Raw genomic sequence first — 23,001 nt, forward strand, 5'->3', positions numbered from 1 at the left:
GGAAGCTCGATTCTGGCACGGCGCCGCCGGCAGGCACCCTGTCGGCGTGAGCGCAACGCAGGAGCCCGCGACGCAGCGGACGGTGTCCGCCGAGATCGCCGAGGCCGCGGCGGCGCCGACGCGCCCCGACGGCCATCCCGACCGGGCCTACGGCCCGTACCGCAGCACCGCCCTGCGGTCCCCGCAGCGACCCCTCGTCGTCACACCGCCGAGCCTCACCGAGCTGGCCGCGCCGGTGTTCGGCGCGGCCGACGTGGCCCCGATCGAGTCCGACCTGACCCGGCACCACGCCGGCGAGCCGCTCGGCGAGCGGATCATCGTTACGGGCCGGGTCCTCGACGGCGACGGGCGTCCGGTGCGCCACCAGCTCGTCGAGGTCTGGCAGGCCAACGCCTCCGGGCGCTACCGCCACGACGGCGACCAGCACCCCGCGCCGCTGGACCCGAACTTCACCGGCGGCGGCCGGGCCCTCACCGACGACGAGGGCCGCTACCGCTTCGTGACGATCAAGCCGGGCGCCTACCCGTGGCGCAACCACACCAACGCCTGGCGTCCCGCGCACATCCACTTCTCGCTGTTCGGCACGGCGTTCAGCCAGCGCCTGGTCACGCAGATGTACTTCCCCGGGGACCCGCTGTTCGGGCTCGACCCGATCTTCCAGTCGGTCACCGACGAGAAGGCGCAGCAGCGGCTGATCGCCGCCTACGACCACGACGTGACCCAGCCGGAGTGGGCGCTGGGCTACCGCTGGGACATCGTGCTCGACGGCGCGCACGCCACGCCGCCCGACGTGGACGGAGCCTGATGCTCGACCTCACGCCCTCGCAGACCGTCGGGCCGTTCTTCGCCTTCGGCCTGCCCTTCGACGGCGGCGGGGACGTCGTCCCGATGGGCACGCCCGGCGCGATCACGCTGCACGGCACCGTGCGCGACGGAGCCGGCGTGGCGGTGCCCGACGCGCTGCTGGAGTTCTGGCAGACCGGTCCCGACGGTCGCGTGCCGGTGCGCCCGGGCGCGCTGCACCGCGACGGCCGCTCGTTCACCGGCTTCGCCCGCGTCCCCACCGACCGCGCCGGGGACTACCGGTTGCGCACCCTGCGCCCGGCGGCACCCTCCGGATCCCGCGACGCCCCCCACATGGCCGTGACGGTGTTCGCGCGGGGCCTGCTGCACCACCTGTTCACCCGCGTGTACTTCCCGAACCACGTCGAGGCGAACGCCGCCGACCCGTTGCTCGCGCAGCTCGACGAGGCGCGCCGGGCCACGCTGATGGCCGTGCCCGACGGCGGCGTCACGGGCCCCGGGTACCGCTTCGACATCCGGATGCAGGGCACCGGGGAGACGGTGTTCCTCGACCTCTCCGCCCACGGGCTCGCGCAGCCGCCGGCCGCGACCACCGAGACCCCGGCGTGAGCGCCCCGGACCGCACGCAGGTCGCGATCGTCGGCGGCGGGCCCGCCGGCCTGATGCTGGCGCACCTGCTGCGGCTGCGCGGTGTCGACTCGGTGGTGCTCGAGGCCCGCCCGCGCGAGCGCGTCGAGACCCGGCAGCGCGCCGGCATCCTCGAGCACGGCACGGTCGAGGCCCTGCGCGAGGTCGGCGCCCACGCGCGGATGGACGAGCTCGGCATGCCGCACGACGGTTTCGAGCTGCGGTTCTCCGGGCGCAGCGTGCGCGTGGACATGCAGGAGCTCACCGGCGAGCGCGTGATGATCTGGGCGCAGACCGAGGTGACGCGCGACCTCATCGCGCTGCGCCTGGAGCAGGGCGAGCCGCTGCTGTTCGACGCCGAGGTGCTCTCCGTCGAGGACGTGGAGACCGACAGTCCTACCGTGCGCTACCGCCACGAGGGTGCCGAGCACGTCCTGCGGGCCGACGTCGTCGTCGGTGCCGACGGGTCGTACGGGCCGGCGCGCCGCGCGATCCCCGAGCACCTCGTGCGGCGCTTCGAGCGCGTCTACCCCTACTCGTGGCTGGGGATCCTCGCCGACGTCGCCCCGTCGTCGCACGAGCTGATCTACGCCCGGGGGCGTACCGGGTTCGCGCTGGCCTCGATGCGCTCGTCGTCGGTCACCCGGGCCTACATCCAGGTGCCCAACGGCACGGACGCGCAGACCTGGGCCGACGAGGCCATCTGGGACGAGCTCGCGGCGCGCTTCGCGCTCGACGACGGGTCGTTCACGCTGGCTCGCGGCCCGATCACCGACAAGTCGGTGACCCCGATGCGCAGCATGGTCACCGAGCCGATGCGCCACGGGCGGCTGTTCCTCGCCGGCGACGCCGCGCACATCGTCCCGCCCACCGGGGCCAAGGGCCTCAACCTCGCGGTCGCCGACGTGCGCGTGCTGGCCGAGGCGCTCTCCGAGTGGTTCGCCACCAAGGACGAGACGCTGATCGACGCCTACTCCGACACCGTGCTGCGCCGCGTCTGGAGGGCCGCGCACTTCTCCTGGACGATGACCACGATGCTGCACGTCGACCCCGACGGCGACCCCTTCGACGAGCAGCTCGCCCTGGCCCACCTGCGCCACATCGCGACGTCGGAGTCCGCCCGCCGGGCGCTGGCCGAGAACTACCGGGGCCTCGCCCTGGGGGCGGTGTAGCCGACGCCTAGGCTGCGCCCCGACGAGCGGCCTCGACGCGCGCAGACCCCGGGGGAGAACACCGCATGGGCGACCGGCTGATCTTCCAGCTCGGCACCAACAACTGGCAGCGCGACGGGGAGTTCGCCCCCGGCTCGGGGATCCTGCACGAGGCCCACCACACCGCGTACAACGATCTGCCCGGCGTGCGCTGCTACTCGGTGTTCCCGTCCCGGGTGCAGCGCTGGCGCACCGACGACGTGCGGGTGTTCCCGCTCGAGCACGACATCCCGATCTGCGAGTCGATCTCCCCGGTCTCGAGCTACCGGTGGCACGCGATGGACCCCGACGAGGTCGACGCGTACCGGGCCCGCCTGACGGCCTTCGTCACCGAGTGGATCGACGAGATCGAGGCCAGCACCGGCGAGGAGTTCGGCCTGGCGATCGCCCACCACGCGTTCATGAACGCCGTGGTCATGCGCGACGTGATCCGGGCGCGGACGGAGGCGGGACGCTCGCGCATGCCGCTGCTGGACTTCGCCCACGGCACCGAGCTCAAGATGTACGTCCACGAGCAGCGCGGCGACAACCCCGCGGAGTTCCCGTGGCGGTTCCTCCCCTTCATGCAGCAGGAGAAGATCTTCGACTGGTCCGCGGGCCCGGAGCACGGCGTCGACGTCGTCGCGTCGATCTCGTCGGAGCAGATCGAGGCGTTCTCGGCGGTCTTCCCGGAGTTCCCGCGCGAGCGGATGGTGCTCTCCCACAACGGCTACAACCAGCACGCCTTCTTCCCCGCCCCGGAGCTCTACGCCGACCGCGAGCAGGTGCTCGCCGGCTTCACGACGCAGCCGCCGGCCGGGTCGGAGCGGGCGCCGGAGGCGGTCGCGCCCGAGGGCGGGTTCGACGCCGTCGTCGCGTTCGTCGGCAAGTTCGCCGACTGGAAGAGACTGGACGCCCTGCTCCGGGCGGCGGCCTCCTACGAGCGCGGGGAGCGGCGCGTGCTGACCCTCGTCGCGGGCTCGGGGCCGGTCGAGGACCAGGTGAAGATGCACGACCTCGCGGCCTCGCTCGGCCTGGAACGGACCTACTTCCTCGGGCCGCGCCAGCAGGAGGAGCTCGCGACGCTCTTCGCCTGCGCCGACGTCGGCGTGTTCCCGTCCTACCGCGAGCCGTTCGGGCTCGTGTTCCTCGAGTGCATGGCCTGCGAGACCCCGGTGATCGGCGCCGACTCCGGCGGGCCGCGGGACTTCGTCACCGACGAGGTCGGCACGCTCGTGCCCGAGACCGACGACCGCCAGGAGCTCGCCGACTCCCTCGCTGCCGCCGTCACCCGGGCGCTCGACGAGGGCTGGAAGCAGGGCAAGGGCCCGGACGCGGCCCGCTACGCCCGCGAGCGCTTCAGCGTCGTCAAGCAGGTGTCGGACCTGCTCGGCGAGGTGGACCGGCTCACCGGGGACCAGACCGGCGACTAGATCCGCGTGACCCGGTCGACCAGGCCCGAGGTCGCGACCATCGTCGTGAACCGCGCGACCCCCGGGACACGGGCGAGCGTGCGCCGCAGCAGGACGTCGAGCGCCTCGACGTCGGCGACGTCGACGCGCAGCAGGTAGTCGACGTCGCCGGTGACGTGGTGGCAGCTCACGAGGCCGGCGAGGTCGACGATGTGGCGCTCGAAGCGACCGACGGTGTTGGCGGTGTGGTCGACGAGCGTCGCCGTCAGGTGCACGACCAGCCCCCGGTCGACGGCGTCGGGGTCGAGCACCGCGCGGTAGCCGCGCACCACCTTCTCGCTCTCGAGGCGCCGCAGCCGGCGCTGGGCCGACGACGCGGAGATCGACACCGCCTCCGCGAGGTCGGCGAGGCTCTCCCGTCCGTGGTCGGCGAGGTGGTCGAGGATGCGGCGGTCGACCCGATCCAGGGTGGGTTGGGCGGATCGTGCACGGTGTGGCGCGGTCATGACGCCATCATGCGCCTGCGGGCCCTCGACCCTGGAAGATCGCCCGGCATCACCCGCGGTCGCGCGCGCATCGTGGAGGCATGACGAGGAGGACGGCGCTCGGCGCGATGGTGCTCGCCGGCGCGGGGTGGGCCGCGGTGTTCGTGGCGCCGGAGCTGGCGCCGCTCGCGCCCGCGCTGCTGCTGGCGATGGGGAGGTTCGTGGCGTTCGGGGCGGTGTCGCTGCCCCAGCTGAGGCGCGTGCTGCGCACGGACGTCCCGTGGGTGCGGGTGACCGCGCACGCGGTCACGGGCTCGCTGCTCTACTACGGCCTCGTCGCGCTGTCCGTGCGCCTCGCGGGCCCGACCATCGCCGTCGCGACCATCGGCCTCGTCCCGGTGGTCATGGCGCTGATCTCCGCCCGCCACCGGGGGCGCGCGGGCGTGACGGCCCTGCTGCCGGCCCTCGTGCTCGTCGGCGTCGGGCAGGTGCTGGTGCACACGTCGCCGACGCCCGGCCCCGGCGGCTGGTCCGCCGTGATCGGCACGCTGCTCGCGCTCGTCGCGGTGGCGTCCTGGAGCTGGTACGGCCTCGACTCGCACCGCCTGCTCGCCGACCGCCCCGACCTCGGCCCGGTGCTCGCCGGCGCTCAGGGCCTCGCTGCGGGCGTGCTCGCCCTGCCGCTGGCGATCTGGCTGCTCGCCACCGGTGGCGTGCCCGCCGAGCCGGTACGCGCCCTGCTCGTCGTGCTCTTCCTCGGCCTCGTGTCGTCCTGGTTGGCGGTGCGGCTGTGGCACGCCGCGGCGGCGCGGCTCTCGCCCGTGCTGGTCAGCCAGCTGATGGCGCTCGAGACCGCGTGGGGCTTCGTGTTCGCCGCGCTGCTCGCGGGCGCGGTGCCCGGGCCGCTGGCCCTGCTCGGCGAGGTGGCCCTGGTCGCCGGCGTCGCCCTGGCCGTCGTCACCGACGGGCACCGTGAGCGGCGGGCCCACGCCGCTCACGAGACCCCGGGTTCGTCGGCGAGCAGCGCCCGTGCCGCCCTCAGCGCCGCGTCGCGCACGCGGGACGAACGAGGGTCCTCGGCCGAGGTGTGCGCGACGGCCTCGAGCAGCGCGCACACCTCGAACCCGGCGTAGTCGCCGGCGAGCCCGGCGTAGCGACCGATCGCGACCCGCCGCCGCAGGACGGCGGCGGCACGGTCGATGGTCTCGGCGTCGAGCCGCGCGCGGGCGCGGCGGTGATCGGCGTGGGTGGACACGACGGCTCCCCGGGGGCAGGCAGGAACGGGCGACGGCACCGCGGGGGAAGCGCGACACCGACCATCCTGCCCGTCACCCCCGACAGCGGGACCGGGCTGCGCCGAGTGTGCGCGCGTCGTGATCCACAAGGTCTGTCGATCACGACCGACGCACACTCGGCGTCCGGGGTCACCCCTCAGCCCACCGGCCAGCGCACCACCAGGCGGGTCCCGCCGTCGGGCGAGGTCGTCGCGCGGGTGGTGCCGCCCCGCCCGGCGACGAGGCGGGCGACGAGCGCCAGGCCGAGCCCGCTGCCCTCGCCCGCCTCGGGGGCCAGGCGGGTGAAGCGGTCGAAGACCCGGTCGCGGTCCGCGGGCGCGATCCCGGGGCCGTCGTCGTCGACCAGCAGGCGCACCCACCGCCCCGCGGGCACCACCGACACGTGCACCACGGTCTCGGCGTGCCGCCGGGCGTTGGCGAGCACGTTGTCGAGCACGATCGCGACCTCGGCCGGCGTCGCGGCGACGGTCACGGGCATCGGGGCCCACAGGGTCATCGCGACCAGGGGCTCCTCGGGCAGGCGCGCGAGCGCCTCGCCGACCGCGTCGACGAGGTCCACCGGCCGCGCCGGCATCCGCTCGCCCGAGTCCGCGCGCGCCAGGGCCAGCAGGTCGCCGACCAGGTCCGAGAGCCGCTCGGCCTCCCGCGCCACCGACCGCCACGTCTCGTCCACTGAGGCCTGATCCGGGGCCTGATCCGAGGCCTGCCTCGAGGCCTGCTCCGGGTGCGCGACGGCGACGTCGGCCTGGGCGCGCAGCGCGGCGATGGGGGAGCGCAGCTCGTGCGCGGCCTCGCTGGTGAAGCGCTCGAGGCGCCCGACCGCGTCGTCCCGGCGGGCCAGGAGCGCGTTGATCTCGACGGCGAGGGCGGCGAGCTCGTCGCGCGACGGCGGGACCGGCAGGCGCTCCCCGGGGGCCACCGCCGCGGCCGCCACGCGCATCCGGTCCACCGGGCGCAGCGCCACCCGCGTCGCGGCCCACGCCGCGACGCCCACCCCGACCGCGCCGAGCAGGGCGGCCACGGCGAGCCAACGGGCGGCGTCGGCGAACAGGCTCGCGGCGCCCACCAGGTCGCGCGACGCCAGGACCAGGCGCGGCGACCCGTCCGGCGCCGGCACCGGGACGGCGACCCAGCGCTGCGGCCCGAGCGGGCCCTCGACGACGGTCACGGGCTGCCCGGCGGCCAGCCGGGACAGCGCGTCCGCGTCCACCGGTCGCGGTCCGCGGCCGTCGACCGGCGACCCCGCCGCGTCCACCACCCGCACGCCCGGCGGCACCGGCGTCCCGCCGGCGACCGCTCCCGTCGCGGCGGCGGCGCGTTCGGTGAGCGTCTGGTCCCCGCTCTCCACCAGCGCGGAGAACAGCAGCCCGCCGGCCACCCGGCCCACGGCGAGCAGCGCGACGACGGCGACGATCCCGACCACCAGGGTGATCCGCGTCCGCAGCGAGCGGCGCGCCCACCAGGACGTCACCCGGAGCCCAGCCGGTAGCCCCGCCCGCGCTCGGTGCGCACGAGCTCCCCGGCGCCGACCGCGGCGAGCTTGCGCCGCAGGTAGCCGACGTACACCTCGACGACGTTGCGGCTCGCCGACCCGCCCCCGCCCCACACCGCGGCGAGCAGGTCGTCGCGCGTCATCACGGCGTCGGGGTGCACCGCCAGCGCGTGCAGCACCGCGAACTCGCGGGCGGAGAGCTCGACGTCGCGGCCCTCCCACGTCACCGACCGGGTCGCGGGATCGAGGCTCAGCGCGCCGTGCACCACCCGCGTGGTCGCGGGTCCCGAGCGGCGCAGCATCGCGCGCAGCTGGGCGACGAGCACGACGAACGAGAACGGTTTGACGAGGTATCCGTCGGCGCCCAGGTCGAGCCCGTCGGCCTGGTCGACCTCGCCGTCCTTCGCCGAGAGCAGCAGCACCGGGGTGGCGACACCCTCGGCGCGCAGCGCCTCGAGCACCCGGTAGCCCGAGAGCCCGGGCAGCATGATGTCGAGGACCACGGCGTCGTAGGCGCCCGTCGAAGCCTCCTGCAGGCCCGCGTGGCCGTCGGCGACCGACCGGACCTCCATGCCCTCGGCCGCCAGCCCGCGGGCGAGGGCGTCGCGCACCCCCGGCTCGTCGTCGACCACCAGCACCCGGGGCACGGCACCGACGGTAGGCCTCCTCGGTGTCGCCGACGCTGAGAGGAGTCTCAGCACGCCGGGGACACGATGGGGTCATGGGTCGCAGGCGCTGGGTCGGGGCAGGGTTGGGTGCGGTGCTCGTGGGCGCCGTCGGTGTGGGTCTCGTGGTCGCCCCGGCGGGCGCGTCGGCGGCGCCGGTGCTGCCGCCGGTGAGCCCCGAGGACCTCGTGTCCTCGGTGATGACCGCCGACCGGCAGCCGTTCGCCGGCGAGGTCGAGGTCGACAACGCCCTCGGGCTCCCCGCCGTCCCCGGCGTCCCGCAGCTCGCCAACGGCACGTCCTCGGTGCGCGTCTGGTCCGGCGGCGAGGGACGCGGACGCGTCGCGCTCCCGTCGTCCGACGGCGAGCGGACGCTGGTCTCGGACGGGACGACGCGCTGGTCCTACGACTCGCGCGACCGCACCGCGACCCGCGCCCCGGCAGGCGAGGGCCGTCCGGACAACGCCGGCCCCGACAACCAGGACCCGACCACCGCCGCCACGCAGGCCATCGCGACGCTGCGGCAGTCGAGCACCGTCGCCGTCGACGGCACCGCCGAGGTCGCCGGGCGGGCCGCCTACCAGCTGGTGCTGACCCCTCTGCCCACCGAGCGCACGCTGCTGCGCGAGGTGCGCGTGGCCGTCGACGCCGAGACCCGCCAGCCGCTGCAGCTCACGGTGCTCGCGCAGGGCTCGGGCGAGCCGGCGCTCCAGGTCGGCTTCTCCGAGATCGCGTACGGGCCGCAGGACGCGTCGCTGTTCACCTTCACCCCGCCGCCCGGCACGACCGTCCAGGACGCGCCGGCCCGCGAGGGCCGCCCGGACCGCCCCGAGGCTGACCGGCAGGGCCAGCGGGTCGGCGACGGCTGGGACACCGTGATCGTGGGCCGCGCGCCGCAGGGCCAGCCGGGCCAGCAGCCCGACGGCCAGCGGCCCGAGGGTGCGCCGGACCTGTCCGCGCTCGGGACGCCGGTGAGCGGCCCGTGGGGCAGCGGGCGCGTGATCACCACCGCCGTCGCCACCGTGATCGTCACCGACGACGGCCGGATCGCGGCCGGTGCGGTGCCGCAGCAGGTGCTCACCGAGGCCCTGGCCCGGTGACGGCGGGGACGAGCGCGCCGACGGACCAGCAGCCGGCGACCGCGTCCTCCCCGGACGCGGTCGCCGCGCGGGTCCGCGGGCTGCGCAAGACCTTCGGCGACACGGTGGCGATCGACGACGTCGACCTCGACGTCCCGGCCGGCGCCGTGCTCGGGATGCTCGGCCCGAACGGTTCCGGCAAGACCACCCTCATCCGGATGCTGCTCGGGCTGACCCGCCCGACCGCCGGGACGGTGGAGCTCCTCGGGCGCAGCGGGAACGACCTGGCCTCGGCGCTCCCGGACGTCGGGGCGCTCGTCGAGGGGCCGGGCTTCCACCCGTTCCTCTCCGGCCGCGACAACCTGCTGCGCAGCGCGGCCGCCGAGCCCCGTCTCGGCGGCGACCTGCGCGGCCCGGTCGACGCGGCGCTGGAGCGGGTCGGGCTCGCCGACGCCGCGCGCAAGCGCTACCGCGCCTACTCGCTGGGGATGAAGCAGCGCCTCGGGCTCGCCGCGGCGCTGCTCGTCCCGCGCCGCCTGGTGGTGCTCGACGAGCCGACCAACGGGCTCGACCCCGCAGGCACCCGCGACGTCCGGCGGGTCGTCGCCGAGCTGCGCGGGTCGGGGGCGACGGTGCTGCTCTCGTCGCACCTGCTCGCCGAGGTCGAGGCGGTGTGCAGCCACGTCGCGGTGCTCCAGACCGGGACGCTGCTGGTGGCGGGCGAGCTGCAGACGCTGCTCGACGCCGACACCGGCGGCCTCGTGGTCAGCACCCCCGACGTCGACGATGCGATCCTCGCCCTGCGCGAGGCCGGCGCGCCCTCGTACCGCGCCGAGGGCGGGGTCGCGGTGCCGCCCGGGCCGCTCGAGGCGCCGGAGGTCGTGGCCGCGCTGGTCGCGGCCGGCGTCGCGGTGTGGGAGGTCCACCGGCGCCGGGCCCACCTCGAGGAGCTCTTCGCCCGCCTGACCGAGGAGGACGCGTGACGACGCTCGAGACACGCAACGCCACCCGGACCACCGCCCCGCTCGGGCGGCTCGCGGCCGCCGAGGTCCGCTGGGTCCTTCGCCGCCCGCGCACCCTCGTGCTGCTCGGGCTCCTGGCCCTGGTCCCCGTGGCGATCGGCGTCGGCATCGCCCTGACCGGCGGGCCGGGTGACGGCGACCGCGTCGGCCCCGGGCTGGTCGCCGCGGTGGCCGGCAACGGCCTGGTGCTGCCGATCGCCGCGATGGGGCTCGCCCTGACGCTGTTGCTGCCCCTCACGGTCGCCACCGCGTCCGCCGACGCCCTGGCCGGCGAGGCCTCGCACGGCACGCTGCGCGGGCTGCTCCTGGCGCCGGTCGGGCGGACCCGGCTGGTCGTCATGAAGGCGGTCGGCGTGGTGACCGTCGCCGTGCTGGCCGTCCTGCTGGTCGCCGTCGTCGGCGTGCTCACCGGACTGGTCGTCGTCGGCGGCCCGAGCGGCACCATGATCACGCTCTCCGGCACGACGCTCGGGCTCGGCGAGGCCCTCGGGCGCGTCCTGCTCGTGGCCGCCTGGACCGTCGTCCAGCTCCTCGCGGTCGCCGCGGTGGCCCTCGCGGTCTCGGCCTTCACCGAGCACCCGCTCGTGGTCCTGGCGTCCGTGCTCGGCGGGCTGATCGTCTTCGGCGTCCTCGCCGCGATCCCGTCGCTGGAGTGGCTCCAGCCCCTGCTGCTGACCTCGGGCTGGAGCGCCGGCACCGACGCCCTGCGCGACCCGCTGCCCCTCGACGGCCTCGTCTCCAGCACCGGGCGCGCGCTGGTCTACCTCGTCCTCGGCGTCGGGATCACCGTGTGGCGCATGCGGCGCCGGGACGGGTAGCGCGGCTCAGACGAACGCGTCGCGGTGGTCGCGGACCCACGTCGCGAAGCTCCGGCCCGGCCTCCCGAGCAGCGGGGCGACGTCGTCCACGGGCTGGGGCTTGCCGTCGCTCGCAGACCAGAGACGCAGCAGGGTGTCGGCGACCCAGGGCGGGGCGAACCGGCCCATCCGCTCGCGGTACTCGTCGGCGGACAGCCCGGCCACCTCGACCTCGCGCCCGACCTCGGCGGCGATCACGCCGACCTGCTCCCGGAACGACAGCGACTCCGGCCCGGTGAGGCTCGGCGCGGTGCCCCGGACGCCGCCCCCGGCGAGCGCGGCGACGGCGACGTCGGCGATGTCGGCCTCGTGGATCGGGGTGACGTGGCTGTCGGGCAGGGGCAGCTCCACCCGGCCCGCGCGCACGCCGTCGGCCCAGTCGAGGGTGTTGGCGGCGAACGCGCCGGGCCGCAGGAACGTCGCGCTGATCCCGGATTCCTGCCAGGGCGCCTCGGCGCCGCGGTGCATCGCGCCGATCCGGTCCTCCGGGTCGTCGTCGAGCACCGACAGCGAGGAGAGCAGCACGATGTGCCCCACCCCGGCGTCGCGCGCGGCCTCGGCCACCACGGACCCGTCGCCCGAGGGGTAGAGGAAGGCCTGCTCGACGCCGTCGAACGCCGCGGGCAGCGTCGACGGGTCGGCGAGGTCGGCGGCGACCGTGGCGACGCCCGCGGGCACGTCGAGGACGGACGGGTCGCGCCCCGAGGCGCGCAGCCGGTCGGCGGGGACGCCGGCGGCGAGCAGGCCGTGAAGGACGGCGTGGCCGACGGTGCCACGGGCTCCGGTCACGAGGATCATGCGAGGACCTTCCTTCTACGAACAGCGTTCGTGACGAACACCGTACGCCGCGAACGACGTTCGTCAAGCTAGGGTCGGCGCGTGCCCCCGGGACCCCGCACCCGCCCGGCGAAGACCGCCCTCAGCCGCGAGGCGGTGGTCGCCGCGGCGCTGCGCGTCGTCGATCAGGTCGGCTACGACGCCGCGAGCATGCGGCGGGTGGCGGCGGAGCTCGAGACCGGGCCGGCGTCGCTCTACGTCTACGTCGCCGACCGTCGCGAGCTGATGGAGGCGGTGCACGACCTCGCCCTGGCCGACGTCGCGCTCCCGACGGATGCCGACGGCGACTGGCGCGCGCGCCTCGAGCTGCTGATCGACCGCATGGTCGCGGCGCTGTCCGCCCACGCCGACATCGCGATGGCGGCCATCGCCGGGGTACCGCTGGGCCCGCACTCGCTGCGGGTCAACGAGGAGGTGCTGCGCCTGCTGCGGGTCGGCGGCATCGACGACGCCGCCTGCGCCTGGGCCGCCGACCTCCTCGGGCAGTACGTGGCCTCCTCGGCGCTGGAGCAGGCGGTGTGGCACCGCGAGCAGCGCGAGATCGTCGACCCGGACCGGGCGACCACCGAGGCGATGGGCGCCGCGTTCGCGGGTCGCATCGACGGCGTCTACGCCGCCCTGGACCCCGCGGAGTTCCCCTCGATCGTGGCTCTGCGGCCCCTCCTGACCGGCGGCGGGGGCGACGCGCGCGCCTCGTGGAAGCTGCGGGTGATCGTCGACGGGCTCCTGGCCCAGGGGTAGCCGCGCGCCGCGACGCGCGGGTGCCCATCATGGGCGCCATGACGCTGCTGGCTGCGCTCCTCGAGGGAGGCCTCGACGACCCCGAGGCGATCCGCATCGGGGACACGTCGATGTCCGGCCCGGAGCTGCTCGGAGCGGCCTCGGTGGTCGCCGACCAGATCGTCGACCGGCCCGCCGAGGGCCCGGTCGCGGTGCTCGCCGAGCCGACGGCCCACGCGATCGTCGCGATGGTCGGCGGCCTGCTGGCCGGCACCCCGGTCGTCCCGGTGCCCCCCGATGTCGGCTCCGGCGAGCGCGCGCACCTGCTCGCCGACTCCGGGGCGTCGCTCTGGATCGGGGAGCGGCCCACGGACGTCACCCTGCCGGTGCGCAAGGTCGACCTGAGCCGCCGCAGCGGTGACGTCGCCCGCGAGGCCCCGCACGACGGCCCGGCCCTGGTGCTCTACACGTCGGGGACCACCGGCGCGCCCAAGGGCGTGCTGCTCTCGCGGACGGCGATGGCGGCGGGGCTCGACGGTCTCGCCGACGCGTGGGAGTGGACCGCCGACGACACCCTCGCCCACGGCCTGCCCCTGTTCCACGTCCACGGGCTGGTCCTCGGCGTCTTCGGCGCGCTGCGGCTCGGGTCGCGGCTGGTGCACGTCGGACGGCCCCGCCCCGACCTCTACGCCTCGGCCGTGCGCGACCACGGCGCGAGCCTGCTGTTCGGGGTGCCGACGATCTGGTCGCGGATCGCCGCCGACCCGGCCGCCGCCGACGTGCTGCGCTCCGCGCGGCTGCTCGTCTCCGGCAGCGCGCCCCTGCCCGTCCCGGTGTTCGAGAAGCTGCGCGAGCTCACCGGCCAGGCGCCGGTCGAGCGCTACGGCATGAGCGAGACGATGATCACCCTGTCCGTCCGGGCCGACGGCGAGCGCCGTCCCGGGTGGGTGGGCGTCCCCGTCGCGGGCGTCGAGACCCGTCTCGTGTCCACCGACGAGGAGACCGACGGCGAGCTGCTCCCGCACGACGGCGAGTCCATCGGCGAGCTGCAGGTCCGCGGGCCCGGCCTCTTCACCGGCTACCTGGGGCGGCCGGAGGCCACGGCGGAGACGTGGACGAAGGACCGCTGGTTCCGCACCGGCGACGCCGCGGTGATCGACGCCGGCGGGTACCACCGGATCGTCGGTCGCCGCTCCGTGGACCTGATCAAGACCGGCGGCTACCGGGTCGGCGCCGGCGAGATCGAGACCGCGCTGCTCGAGCACGACGGCATCCGCGAGGCCGCGGTGGTCGGCGAGCCCGACGACGACCTGGGCCAGCGGATCGTCGCCCACGTGGTGCTCGCCGGCGACCCGGTGGACCCCGAGGAGGTCATCGCCTTCGTCGCCGAGCGGCTCTCGGTCCACAAGCGCCCGCGCGAGGTCCGCGTCGTCGACGCCCTGCCCCGCAACGCCATGGGCAAGGTGCAGAAGGCGCGCCTCTGAGCAGCGGCGACCTTGTCTGAGTAGTGGGCTACTCATGACCTTTCCTTGGGATTGACGGAAGCTCGTCCGGAGCGCGGCCCGGCCGCCCCCCGCTTCCGCGTCGAAGGGATCCGATCCATGAGCAGCGAGGTCGGCGTCGCCGCGACGGACCCCGAGCCGGAGGTGCCGGAGGCGGCCGAGGCCGCGGCCTACTGGTGTCCCGAGCACCTCCAGGCCTGTCCGCCCACGTGTCAGGTGCTGATCCAGTGGCGCGACACCCACGACCTGCCCGACCACTGGCAGCCCGGCGACTGGTGGGACCCGCAGGGCGACCCCTGGCAGTACCACCCGCGCGACAACCCGCACGGCTGGGACCCGGTCGAGAACCCCTGCGGCTACCACCCGCAGCACCAGCCCGAGTGCTGGCACCCGGACCGGAACCCGGAGGGCTTCCACCCGGACACCAACCCGCACGCCTGGCACCCGGACTACAACCCCTGCGGCTACCACCCGCGCAGCGAGCCGCACTGCTGGGAGCCCGACCGGAACCCGGAGGGCTACCACCCCGAGTACAACCCGAACTGCTGGCACCCGGACTACAACCCGTACGGCTGGCACCCCGACTACCAGCCCTACTGCTGGCACCCGACCGCCGCGCCCTTCGGCTGGAGCCCGATCCACCAGCCGTTCGGCTGGCACCCCGTCTACTACCCCTGGGGCTACGACCCGTACTACAACCCGGGCGGCTGGCACCCGCAGGAGAACCCGGACGGCGACGCCGACCCCAATGGCCCCTACATCCCCGAGGACGCCGAGGGCGAGGAGCCGCCGGAGCCGACCGACCCCGACGAGCCGCCGGGACGGCCCGGCGACGAGATTGATCGCGAGCTCCAGGACCAGCTGGTGGAGCTCGAGCGGGCGAAGTCGGCCGGTGAGCCCGTCGAGGACATCGAGGCCCGCATCCGGGAGCTCGAGGACGAGCGGCGGGAGGCGGAGACGCCCGAGCCCGAGACCACCCCGGCTCCCGTCGAGACGCCGGATCCGCTCGATCCCCGCCTCGTCGAGCTGCAGATGGAGCGCCAGGAGGCGCTGGACTCCGGGGACGAGGGGAGGCTCGAGGAGATCGACGCCCGTATCCGGGAGCTCGAGGCCGAGGGTCCGGACGCCCCGGCCGTTCCCCAGGACGCTGAGGAGCCCCCCGAGGAGGCCTCGGACGCCACGGCCGCGCCGGACGTCGAGTTCGCCGGTACCCAGGAGGCGCCTCCCGAGGACGACGCCGACGAGCAAGACACGAGCGCCGAGACCGCGTCGTCGTCCGAGGAACAGGAGTCCCGGGAGCCGGAGCCCGCAGCCGAGACCGAGTCCTCGTCGTCCGAGGAGGAGAGCAGTGGCGGCGACGGCAGCGGCGGCAGCAGCGGCGGCGACGGCGGTGGCAACGACGGCGATGGCGGCGACGGCGGCGACTCCCTGCTCCCCTGACCCCGCGACCCTCCGCCGATGTGCGACACCTCGCATTTGATGCTTCGGTTTTCGAAGCATCTCAGCGGGAGGTCATGGCTCGACCCCAGCGGACCTCCGCCCCTGACGGCCCGAAGGAACTCGTCCGACCTCTCCAGCTCGATCTCCCGACAGTGCCGTCAGTGTTCTCGGGTGACCGTCCCTCACCGGGGCCGGCGCACCCGCAGGACGGCGTCGTAGAGGAACCGCGGCCGCCCGTCGGGCTGCACGGCGTCGCGTCCGCGGCGCTCGGCCACCTCGACCGTCCAGCCCTCGAGGGCGTCGCCGAGCTCGGTGACCAGCTGCTCGGCGGTGGCGAACATGTCGTGCGGGTGGTGGTGTTCGGCCTCCGGAGGCATGCCCTCCGGGTCGTGGCCGACGAGCAGCAGCGTGCCGCCCGGGGCCACGGCGCGGGCGATCGCGCGGTAGAGGCGGGGCCGCTCGGCGCCGGGGAGCTGCATGAAGTGTGCGGTGACGAGGTCGTGGGAGCCCGGCAGCTCCTCGGCGAAGAGGTCGACCGGCATCGTCGTCACCCGGTCGGCGACGCCCTCGGCCTCGGCGCGGGCGGCGACCCGACCGAGGGCGACCTCCGAGACGTCGATCGCGGTGACCCGCCAGCCCTGCTGCGCCAGCCAGATCGCGTCCCCGCCCTCGCCGCTGCCGACGTCGAGCGCGGAGCCGGGCGCGAGGTCGGCGACCTCCTGGACGAGGACGGCGTTCGGGGCGCCGCTCCAGATCTGCTCGCTGCCGCTGTAGCGCTCGTCCCAGAACGCGGCGGTGTACTGCTCGTGGGTGGTCATGCGACGGCTCCCTCGCGGTGACGGGCGACGGCCCGGGCGGTGTCCTCGACGACGAGGTCGGCGTTGATGCGGGCGCCGGCGAGCGTGCCGGCGGCCGCGGCGGCGACGACCTGGGCGGACAGGTCGCTGACGTTGCCCGCGACCCAGACCCCGGGCACGGCGGTCTGCCCGGTGACGTCCTCGGCCGCGGCGTAGCGACCGCCCCACGGGTGGTCGGCGAACGGGACGCCCAGGTCCTCCAGCACCGCGCTGCGCGCGACGAAGAGCGGCGCGAGGGCCAGCGCGGTCCGGGGCAGGACGCGTCCGCTCGCGAGGCGTACGCCGGAGAGACGGTCGTCGGTGATCTCCAGGCCCGTCACCTCCTCGTCCACGACGGGGATACCGAGGGCAGCGAGCTCTTCGGCCTCCTCGGCGGTGGGCTCCGGGGCGTGGTGGCGCAGGTAGACGAGGTCGGCGGTGAGCTGCCGGAAGAGCTTCACCTGGTGCAGGCTCCCCGGCCCCGTGCCGAGCACGGCCAGCGGCTGGTCGCGCACCTCCCAGCCGTGGCAGTACGGGCAGTGCAGCACGTCGCGGCCCCAGAGCTCGCGCACGCCGGGCAGGTCGGGCAGCTCGTCGACCAGGCCGGTGGCGACGAGCAGCCGCCGCGCGTGCAGCGTCTCCCCGTCGGCGGTGTCGACGGCGAACAGGTCGCCGACGCGCCGGGCGGCGACGGCCGTGCCGGGGCGCACGCGGCCACCGTAGGACTCCACCTCGGCGCGCCCGAGACGCACGAGCTCGGCGGGCGGCAGGCCGTCGCGCGTGAGGAAGGCGTGCACCCCGGCGGCCGGGGCGTTGCGGGGCTCGCCGGCGTCGAGCACGAGCACCGAGCGGCGGGAGCGGGCGAGGGTCAGCGCGCCGGACAGCCCGGCCGCGCCACCCCCAAGGACGAGGGTGTCGAGGGGTTCGTCGTTCATGTCCACGAGCCTGCTCCGCGCCGCCCCGCGCGACGAGGATTCTTGCCAGAATGGCAAACGTGACGACCGACGACGTGCTCGACGGGCTGGGCGCACGGCTGGCGACCCGGCGACGGCGGGAGGGCCTGGGGCTCGCCGAGCTGGGCGAGCGCACCGGGATCTCGGTCAGCACCCTCTCCCGGCTCGAGACCGGCGGCCGGCGGGCCACCCTCGAGCTGCTGTTGCCGCTGGCGACGGTCTACGGCACCGGGCTCGACGAGCTCGTCGGGCTGCGCGAGGCCGCGCCGGCCCGCGACGCGCCGGTCTCGCGCAGCGAGGACACCGTCATGTACCGCCTGTCCCGCAGCCCCGGTCAGCCCGCGGCCTACAAGTTCGTCTTCTCGCCCGCGCGCAACACCCCGCCCGACGAGCTCCCCGTCCACCAGGGCTGGGAGTGGGTCTACGTCCTCGCCGGCCGGCTCCGCGTGATCAACGGCGACGACGACCTCGTGCTGCGTCCGGGCGAGGCCACCGAGGTCGACACCCGCCGCCCGCACTGGCTCGGCACCACCGGCGAGGGGCCGGTCGAGGTCCTCGCGCTCTTCGGGCGCCAGGGCGAGCGCGTGCACATGCGCGCGTGACCCCGTGTTCTGACTCGGTCAAGCTCCCACGGGCGCGCAGCGCGAAGGTGGGGTGTCGCACGGTGGAGAAGCGGTCGGGCGTGACGGTTCTACGATCCCGGGCATGACCTCAGGTGGGACAGAGCTGGACGAGGCGCCCGAGGAGCTGACGCTGGCGGCCGAGTTCGACGACCCGACGCGCGCGCAGTGGCAGGAGCTCGTCGCCGGCGTGCTGGCGAAGTCGGGCCGCGAGGTGACGCCCGAGGAGGCCGAGGCCGCGCTGGCCACGGTGACCGACGACGGCATCACGATCGCCGGGCTCTACGCCGCCGAGGACGCCCCGGGCGTCGACACCGGTGTGCCCGGGCTCTCGCCGTTCGTGCGCGGCGCCCGCCCCGAGGGGCAGGTCGCCGACGGGTGGCTCGTGCGCCAGCGCCACGCGTTCCCCGCCGACGTCGAGGTCGCCGAGGCCCACGACGTCCTCATGGCCGAGCTGGAGAACGGCGTCTCGTCGCTCTGGCTCGTGCTCGGCGACGCCGGCGGGCCACCGGTCGCGGCGCTCGGCGGGCTGCTCGAGGGCGTGTTCGTCGACCTCGCACCGATCGCCCTCGAGGCCGGCCGCGACACCCCGGACGCCGCCGCGTCTCTGCTGCGTTTCGCCGAGCAGGCCGGGGCCGGCGCGATCCCCGGCTCGCTCGGCTACGACCCCCTGCTGGACCGCACCCAGGGCGGACCCGCGCTCGAGCAGCCGTACCGCGACGCCCTCGTCGAGCACGCGAGGACGGCCGCCGCGAGCCACCCGCAGCTGCGCACCGTCGTCGCCGACGGCCTGCCCTACCACCGCGCGGGCGGCAGCGACGCCCAGGAGCTCGGGGCCGCGCTGGCCGCGGGGGTCGCCGCCCTGCGCACGCTGACCGAGGCGGGGCTGAGCACCGACGAGGCCTTCGCCCGCCTGGAGTTCCGCTTCGCCGCCACCGCCGACCAGTTCGCGACGCTGGCCAAGCTCCGGGCCGTGCGCCGCTGCTGGGACCGCATCGGCGACGTCAGCGGCGCGGCGGAGAGCAGCCGCGCGATGGCACAGCACGCCGTCACGAGCCCCGCGATGATCACCCGCCGCGACCCCTGGGTGAACATGCTGCGCAGCACCGTCGCCGCCGTCGGTGCGGGACTCGGGGGCGCCGCCGCCGTCACGGTGCTGCCCTTCGACAGCGAGCTGGGGCGTCCCGACGAGGCCGCCCGCCGCCTCGCGCGCAACACCCAGGCGCTGCTGCTCGAGGAGTCGCACCTCGCGCACGTGATCGACCCGGCCGGCGGCTCCTGGTACGTCGAGTCGCTCACCGACGCGCTCGCCCACGCGGCGTGGAAGGAGTTCACGCGCATCGAGCGCGACGGCGGGATCGAGGCCGTGCTCGACGACGGCAGTCTCGCCGCCCGCCTCGACGAGACCTGGCAGCAGCGCGCGGGGCGCATCGCCCGCCGCCAGGACCCGATCACCGGCGTCAGCGAGTTCCCGAACCTGCAGGAGGAGCTCCCGCGCCGCGCCCCCCGCCCCGACACCGACCACGAGGGTGGCCTGCCGCGTCGCCGCTACGCCGAGGTGTTCGAGACGCTCCGGGACCGGGCGGACGCGAGCGACACGAGACCCACCGTCTTCCTCGCGACCATCGGCAAGCTCGCCGAGTACACCGCGCGCGTCTCGTTCACCCAGAACCTGCTGGGCGCCGGCGGCATCGTCACCGTCGACGGCCCGGGCGGCACGGACACCGCGGAGATCGCGAACGCCTTCCGCGAGGCCGGCACCCCGGTCGCGGTGATCGCGTCGTCGGACAAGAACTACGACCAGTACGCCGCCGACGTCGCGGCCGCCCTGCGCGAGGCGGGTGCCACGCGCATCCTGCTGGCGGGCAAGAAGGACGTCGACGGTGTGGACGGCACGCTCCACGCCGGCTGCGACGCGGCCGCCGTCCTGCGTGACACGCTCGACGAGCTGGAGGGTCAGCGATGAGCATCCCGAACTTCGGCGACGTCGAGCTCGGCGCGCCCGACGCGCCCTCGGAGGACTGGGAGGCCGCGCTCGAGGCCTCGACCGGCAAGGGATCCGAGGACCTCGTCTGGGAGACCCCCGAGGGCATCGGGGTCAAGCCGCTCTACACCGACGCCGACCTCGAGGGCCTCGACTTCCTGCGCACCTACCCGGGCATCACGCCCTACCTGCGCGGGCCGTACCCGACGATGTACGTGACGCAGCCCTGGACGGTGCGCCAGTACGCCGGGTTCTCGACGGCCGCGGAGTCCAACGCGTTCTACCGGCGCAACCTCGCGGCGGGGCAGAAGGGCCTGTCGGTCGCGTTCGACCTGCCGACGCACCGCGGCTACGACTCCGACAACCCCCGCGTCTCCGGCGACGTCGGCATGGCCGGGGTGTCGATCGACTCGATCCTCGACATGCGCCAGCTCTTCGACGGCATCCCGCTGGACCGCATGTCGGTGTCGATGACCATGAACGGGGCGGTGCTCCCGGTGATGGCGCTCTACGTCGCCGCGGCCGAGGAGCAGGGGGTGTCGACCGACCAGCTCGCCGGGACCATCCAGAACGACATCCTCAAGGAGTTCATGGTCCGCAACACCTACATCTACCCGCCGAAGCCGTCGATGCAGATCATCTCGGACATCTTCAGCTTCACCAGCGAGAAGATGCCCAAGTTCAACTCGATCTCCATCTCCGGCTACCACATCCAGGAGGCCGGAGCCTCGGCCGACCTGGAGCTGGCGTACACGCTGGCCGACGGCGTGGAGTACCTGCGGGCGGGTCAGAACGCCGGGTTGGACGTGGACAAGTTCGCGCCGAGGCTGTCCTTCTTCTGGGGCATCGGCATGAACTACTTCATGGAGATCGCCAAGCTCCGGGCGGCGCGGCTGCTGTGGGCGAAGCTCGTGGCGTCGTTCGGCGCGACGAACCCGAAGTCGCTCTCGCTGCGCACCCACAGCCAGACCTCGGGCTGGTCGCTCACCGCCCAGGACGTCTACAACAACGTCGTCCGCACCTGCGTCGAGGCGATGGCCGCGACGCAGGGCCACACCCAGTCGCTGCACACCAACGCGCTCGACGAGGCGCTCGCGCTGCCCACCGACTTCTCCGCGCGCATCGCCCGCAACACCCAGCTGCTGCTGCAGCAGGAGTCCGGGACGACGCGCACCGTCGACCCGTGGGGCGGCTCGGCCTACGTCGAGCGGCTCACCCGCGAGCTCGCCGGCCGCGCCTGGGCCCACATCCAGGAGGTCGAGTCCACCGGCGGCATGGCGCAGGCGATCGACGAGGGCCTGCCCAAGATGCGCATCGAGGAGGCTGCGGCCCGCACCCAGGCGCGCATCGACTCCGGGCGCCAGCCGCTGATCGGCGTCAACAAGTACCCGCTGACCTCGGGCGAGGACGTCGACGTCCTCAAGGTCGACAACGCCGACGTGCTGCGCCAGCAGGTGGAGCGCCTGAAGCAGCTGCGCGAGGACCGCGACGACGACGCCGTGCGCTCGGCGCTCGAGCAGCTGACCAACGCCGCCCGCGCCGCCGACGCCGGCACGCGCGACAGCGGACTGGACGGCAACCTGCTGAAGCTCGCCATCGACGCCGCGCGCGCGAAGGCCAGTGTCGGCGAGATCTCCGACGCGCTCGAGGAGGTCTACGGCCGGCACCGCTCGGACGTCCGGACGATCTCCGGGGTCTACCGTGACGAGGTGGGCGAGAACTCCGCCGTCGAGGGGGCCCGGCAGGCTGCGCAGGCGTTCGAGGAGGCCGAGGGCCGCCGGCCCCGCATCCTCGTCGCGAAGATGGGCCAGGACGGGCACGACCGCGGGCAGAAGGTCATCGCCACCGCGTTCGCCGACCTCGGCTTCGACGTCGACGTGGGCCCGCTGTTCCAGACGCCGGGCGAGGTCGCGCGCCAGGCCGTCGAGTCCGACGTGCACGTCGTCGGCGTCTCGTCGCTCGCCGCCGGGCACCTCTCGCTCGTGCCCGCGCTGCGCGACGAGCTCGCCGAGGCCGGCGCCGGGGAGATCCTGATCGTCGCCGGCGGCGTCATCCCGCCGGGCGACCACCAGGAGCTGCTCGACAAGGGCGCCGCGGCGATCTTCGGCCCGGGCACCGTCATCGCCGAGGCGGCCACGCAGCTGCTGGAGACCCTGTCGCAGCGGCTGGGGCACAGCACGTCCTGATGGATCTGGACAAGTACGTCGAGGGCGTCCGGTCCGGCTCGCGGCTCTGGATCGGCCGGGCGATCACGCTCGTCGAGTCGACGCGCCCCGACCACCGCGAGGCCGCGCAGGAGCTGCTCGTCGAGCTGCTGCCGTACGCCGGCGGGGCCCGGCGGATCGGCATCTCCGGGGTGCCCGGCGTCGGGAAGTCGACGTTCATCGGCGCGCTGGGCTCGACGCTCACCGCCGCGGGGTCGAAGGTGGCGGTGCTGGCCGTCGACCCGTCCTCGACCCGCTCCGGCGGCTCCATCCTCGGCGACAAGACGCGGATGAACGAGCTCGCCACCGACGACGACGCCTTCATTCGCCCGTCCCCCACCGCCGGGACGCTCGGCGGGGTCGCGAAGGCGACGCGCGAGACGATGGTCGTGATGGAGGCGGCGGGCTACGACGTCGTCATCGTCGAGACGGTCGGCGTCGGGCAGTCGGAGACGACCGTCGCGCAGATGGTCGACTCGTTCCTCTTCCTCACCCTCGCCCGCACCGGCGACTCCCTGCAGGGCATCAAGCGCGGCATCCTCGAGATCGCCGACGTGATCGCGGTGAACAAGGCCGACGGTCTCCACGCCCGCGAGGCCAAGCGCGCGGCCCGGGAGCTCGAGCAGGCGCTGGCAATGCTCCGAGGCGAGCGCGAGACGTGGAAGGTCCCGGTCCTGACCTGCAGCGCCGCCGAGCGCACGGGGCTCGACGACGTCTGGTCGGCGCTCGTGCGCCACCAGGAGCACCAGGAAGCCGAGGGCGGGCTCGCCGAGAAGCGCGCCCGTCAGCAGGTGGACTGGACCTGGCAGATGGTCCGTGACCGCGTGCTCGGGCGGCTGAAGGACCATCCCGAGGTCAAGGACATGCGCACCGAGCTCGAGCGCGAGGTGCAGGTCGGCGAGGTGACCCCGGCGCTCGCCGCCGACCGCATCCTCGACGCGTTCCTCGGCAAGAACGGTTGACGACCGGGTAGAACG

The 23,001-nt window shown here is 74.9% G+C and carries 21 protein-coding genes; 15 read left to right on the forward strand and 6 right to left on the reverse strand.

All coding sequences use genetic code 11. The features are described 5' to 3' along the window. Window positions 1-94: 94 nt before the first annotated feature. The 4 genes from pcaH to ACQPYN_RS04120 all read left to right on the forward strand — a co-directional run bounded on the left by pcaH (window position 95) and on the right by ACQPYN_RS04120 (window position 4,054). Window positions 95-805 carry a protocatechuate 3,4-dioxygenase subunit beta gene (pcaH, locus tag ACQPYN_RS04105; protein ID WP_433038705.1) on the forward strand — a complete coding sequence of 237 codons (711 nt, stop codon included), beginning with the start codon at window positions 95-97 and terminating at the stop codon, window positions 803-805. Continuing rightward, entirely contained in the window at window positions 805-1,413 is a 609-nt protein-coding gene (pcaG, locus tag ACQPYN_RS04110) for a protocatechuate 3,4-dioxygenase subunit alpha (RefSeq protein WP_433033815.1), read from the forward strand. Before pcaH ends, pcaG begins: the two co-directional genes overlap by 1 nt. Further along, window positions 1,410-2,603 carry a 4-hydroxybenzoate 3-monooxygenase gene (locus ACQPYN_RS04115; RefSeq protein ID WP_433033818.1) on the forward strand — a complete coding sequence of 398 codons (1,194 nt, stop codon included), beginning with the start codon at window positions 1,410-1,412 and terminating at the stop codon, window positions 2,601-2,603. The genes pcaG and ACQPYN_RS04115 overlap by 4 nt, the downstream gene beginning before the upstream one ends. Window positions 2,604-2,668: 65 nt before the next feature. Further along, window positions 2,669-4,054, forward strand: a complete 1,386-nt coding sequence (locus tag ACQPYN_RS04120; protein WP_433033821.1) for a glycosyltransferase — start codon at window positions 2,669-2,671, stop codon at window positions 4,052-4,054. On the opposite strand, the gene ACQPYN_RS04125 is transcribed toward ACQPYN_RS04120, so the two are convergent. Continuing rightward, window positions 4,051-4,539, reverse strand: a complete 489-nt coding sequence (locus tag ACQPYN_RS04125; protein WP_433033824.1) for an Lrp/AsnC family transcriptional regulator — start codon at window positions 4,537-4,539, stop codon at window positions 4,051-4,053. The genes ACQPYN_RS04120 and ACQPYN_RS04125 overlap by 4 nt on opposite strands. Window positions 4,540-4,619: 80 nt before the next feature. Between ACQPYN_RS04125 and ACQPYN_RS04130 the strand changes: the two genes are divergently transcribed. Then, on the forward strand, window positions 4,620-5,651 hold the full coding sequence (locus ACQPYN_RS04130) for an EamA family transporter (protein ID WP_433033827.1): 1,032 nt from the start codon (window positions 4,620-4,622) through the stop codon (window positions 5,649-5,651). Window positions 5,652-5,949: 298 nt separating this feature from the next. Here the strand turns inward: ACQPYN_RS04130 and ACQPYN_RS04135 are convergent, their stop codons facing one another. Both ACQPYN_RS04135 and ACQPYN_RS04140 read right to left on the reverse strand, forming a co-directional pair. Continuing rightward, window positions 5,950-7,284: a sensor histidine kinase gene (locus tag ACQPYN_RS04135; protein ID WP_433033830.1), complete on the reverse strand. Its 1,335-nt coding sequence runs from the start codon at window positions 7,282-7,284 to the stop codon at window positions 5,950-5,952. Continuing rightward, the gene (locus ACQPYN_RS04140) at window positions 7,281-7,943 is read right to left on the reverse strand and encodes a response regulator transcription factor (protein WP_274196182.1); all 663 of its coding nucleotides are present in this window, start codon (window positions 7,941-7,943) and stop codon (window positions 7,281-7,283) included. The genes ACQPYN_RS04135 and ACQPYN_RS04140 overlap by 4 nt, the downstream gene beginning before the upstream one ends. Before the next feature lie 83 nt (window positions 7,944-8,026). Here ACQPYN_RS04140 and ACQPYN_RS04145 point away from each other — a divergent pair, with 83 nt between their 5' ends. Genes ACQPYN_RS04145 through ACQPYN_RS04155 form a run of 3 tightly spaced genes read left to right on the forward strand, consistent with a single transcriptional unit; the run spans window position 8,027 to window position 10,889 of the window. After that, window positions 8,027-9,070: a LolA family protein gene (locus tag ACQPYN_RS04145; RefSeq protein ID WP_433033833.1), complete on the forward strand. Its 1,044-nt coding sequence runs from the start codon at window positions 8,027-8,029 to the stop codon at window positions 9,068-9,070. Next, window positions 9,067-10,032, forward strand: coding sequence for an ABC transporter ATP-binding protein (locus tag ACQPYN_RS04150; protein ID WP_433033836.1), 966 nt, complete (start codon window positions 9,067-9,069; stop codon window positions 10,030-10,032). The genes ACQPYN_RS04145 and ACQPYN_RS04150 overlap by 4 nt, the downstream gene beginning before the upstream one ends. After that, window positions 10,029-10,889: an ABC transporter permease subunit gene (locus tag ACQPYN_RS04155; RefSeq protein ID WP_433033838.1), complete on the forward strand. Its 861-nt coding sequence runs from the start codon at window positions 10,029-10,031 to the stop codon at window positions 10,887-10,889. The genes ACQPYN_RS04150 and ACQPYN_RS04155 overlap by 4 nt, the downstream gene beginning before the upstream one ends. 6 nt (window positions 10,890-10,895) lie before the next feature. Here ACQPYN_RS04155 and ACQPYN_RS04160 read toward each other — a convergent pair whose 3' ends face one another. After that, window positions 10,896-11,726 (reverse strand): NAD(P)H-binding protein, encoded by an 831-nt coding sequence (locus tag ACQPYN_RS04160; RefSeq protein WP_433033841.1) that lies wholly within the window; start codon window positions 11,724-11,726, stop codon window positions 10,896-10,898. Between the two features lie 81 nt (window positions 11,727-11,807). Between ACQPYN_RS04160 and ACQPYN_RS04165 the strand changes: the two genes are divergently transcribed. The 3 genes from ACQPYN_RS04165 to ACQPYN_RS04175 all read left to right on the forward strand — a co-directional run bounded on the left by ACQPYN_RS04165 (window position 11,808) and on the right by ACQPYN_RS04175 (window position 15,427). Continuing rightward, window positions 11,808-12,506, forward strand: coding sequence for a TetR/AcrR family transcriptional regulator C-terminal domain-containing protein (locus tag ACQPYN_RS04165; protein WP_433033844.1), 699 nt, complete (start codon window positions 11,808-11,810; stop codon window positions 12,504-12,506). A 38-nt stretch (window positions 12,507-12,544) separates the two neighbouring features. After that, window positions 12,545-13,969, forward strand: coding sequence for an acyl-CoA synthetase (locus ACQPYN_RS04170; RefSeq protein WP_433033847.1), 1,425 nt, complete (start codon window positions 12,545-12,547; stop codon window positions 13,967-13,969). Window positions 13,970-14,086: 117 nt separating this feature from the next. Beyond that, window positions 14,087-15,427: a hypothetical protein gene (locus tag ACQPYN_RS04175; RefSeq protein ID WP_433033850.1), complete on the forward strand. Its 1,341-nt coding sequence runs from the start codon at window positions 14,087-14,089 to the stop codon at window positions 15,425-15,427. 182 nt (window positions 15,428-15,609) lie between these two features. On the opposite strand, the gene ACQPYN_RS04180 is transcribed toward ACQPYN_RS04175, so the two are convergent. Together ACQPYN_RS04180 and ACQPYN_RS04185 are read right to left on the reverse strand one after the other, a co-directional pair. After that, complete coding sequence (locus ACQPYN_RS04180) at window positions 15,610-16,245, reverse strand: SAM-dependent methyltransferase (protein ID WP_433033853.1); 636 nt, start codon at window positions 16,243-16,245, stop codon at window positions 15,610-15,612. Continuing rightward, window positions 16,242-17,198: an NAD(P)/FAD-dependent oxidoreductase gene (locus tag ACQPYN_RS04185; protein ID WP_433033856.1), complete on the reverse strand. Its 957-nt coding sequence runs from the start codon at window positions 17,196-17,198 to the stop codon at window positions 16,242-16,244. The genes ACQPYN_RS04180 and ACQPYN_RS04185 overlap by 4 nt, the downstream gene beginning before the upstream one ends. Before the next feature lie 50 nt (window positions 17,199-17,248). On the opposite strand from ACQPYN_RS04185, the gene ACQPYN_RS04190 reads away from it, so the two are divergent. The 4 genes from ACQPYN_RS04190 to meaB all read left to right on the forward strand — a co-directional run bounded on the left by ACQPYN_RS04190 (window position 17,249) and on the right by meaB (window position 22,986). Further along, on the forward strand, window positions 17,249-17,818 hold the full coding sequence (locus ACQPYN_RS04190) for an XRE family transcriptional regulator (RefSeq protein WP_274195961.1): 570 nt from the start codon (window positions 17,249-17,251) through the stop codon (window positions 17,816-17,818). Between the two features lie 103 nt (window positions 17,819-17,921). Next, window positions 17,922-19,802 carry a methylmalonyl-CoA mutase family protein gene (locus ACQPYN_RS04195; protein ID WP_433033860.1) on the forward strand — a complete coding sequence of 627 codons (1,881 nt, stop codon included), beginning with the start codon at window positions 17,922-17,924 and terminating at the stop codon, window positions 19,800-19,802. Then, window positions 19,799-22,006 (forward strand): methylmalonyl-CoA mutase, encoded by a 2,208-nt coding sequence (scpA, locus tag ACQPYN_RS04200; RefSeq protein ID WP_433033863.1) that lies wholly within the window; start codon window positions 19,799-19,801, stop codon window positions 22,004-22,006. Before ACQPYN_RS04195 ends, scpA begins: the two co-directional genes overlap by 4 nt. Next, window positions 22,006-22,986, forward strand: coding sequence for a methylmalonyl Co-A mutase-associated GTPase MeaB (gene meaB, locus ACQPYN_RS04205; protein ID WP_433033866.1), 981 nt, complete (start codon window positions 22,006-22,008; stop codon window positions 22,984-22,986). The genes scpA and meaB overlap by 1 nt, the downstream gene beginning before the upstream one ends. Window positions 22,987-23,001 lie beyond the last annotated feature (15 nt).

The organism is Actinomycetospora sp. CA-053990, from assembly GCF_050948445.1.
Taxonomy (GTDB): domain Bacteria; phylum Actinomycetota; class Actinomycetes; order Mycobacteriales; family Pseudonocardiaceae; genus Actinomycetospora; species Actinomycetospora callitridis.

Coding starts and splice junctions, on each gene's coding strand:
- pcaG (WP_433033815.1), top strand. CDS start 805: ATGCTCGACCTCACGCCCTCGCAGACCGTCGGGCCGTTCTTCGCCTTC.
- ACQPYN_RS04120 (WP_433033821.1), top strand. CDS start 2,669: ATGGGCGACCGGCTGATCTTCCAGCTCGGCACCAACAACTGGCAGCGC.
- ACQPYN_RS04125 (WP_433033824.1), bottom strand. CDS start 4,539: ATGACCGCGCCACACCGTGCACGATCCGCCCAACCCACCCTGGATCGG.
- ACQPYN_RS04130 (WP_433033827.1), top strand. CDS start 4,620: ATGACGAGGAGGACGGCGCTCGGCGCGATGGTGCTCGCCGGCGCGGGG.
- ACQPYN_RS04145 (WP_433033833.1), top strand. CDS start 8,027: ATGGGTCGCAGGCGCTGGGTCGGGGCAGGGTTGGGTGCGGTGCTCGTG.
- ACQPYN_RS04160 (WP_433033841.1), bottom strand. CDS start 11,726: ATGATCCTCGTGACCGGAGCCCGTGGCACCGTCGGCCACGCCGTCCTT.
- ACQPYN_RS04170 (WP_433033847.1), top strand. CDS start 12,545: ATGACGCTGCTGGCTGCGCTCCTCGAGGGAGGCCTCGACGACCCCGAG.
- ACQPYN_RS04175 (WP_433033850.1), top strand. CDS start 14,087: ATGAGCAGCGAGGTCGGCGTCGCCGCGACGGACCCCGAGCCGGAGGTG.
- ACQPYN_RS04180 (WP_433033853.1), bottom strand. CDS start 16,245: ATGACCACCCACGAGCAGTACACCGCCGCGTTCTGGGACGAGCGCTAC.
- ACQPYN_RS04185 (WP_433033856.1), bottom strand. CDS start 17,198: ATGAACGACGAACCCCTCGACACCCTCGTCCTTGGGGGTGGCGCGGCC.
- ACQPYN_RS04190 (WP_274195961.1), top strand. CDS start 17,249: ATGGCAAACGTGACGACCGACGACGTGCTCGACGGGCTGGGCGCACGG.
- ACQPYN_RS04195 (WP_433033860.1), top strand. CDS start 17,922: ATGACCTCAGGTGGGACAGAGCTGGACGAGGCGCCCGAGGAGCTGACG.
- scpA (WP_433033863.1), top strand. CDS start 19,799: ATGAGCATCCCGAACTTCGGCGACGTCGAGCTCGGCGCGCCCGACGCG.
- meaB (WP_433033866.1), top strand. CDS start 22,006: ATGGATCTGGACAAGTACGTCGAGGGCGTCCGGTCCGGCTCGCGGCTC.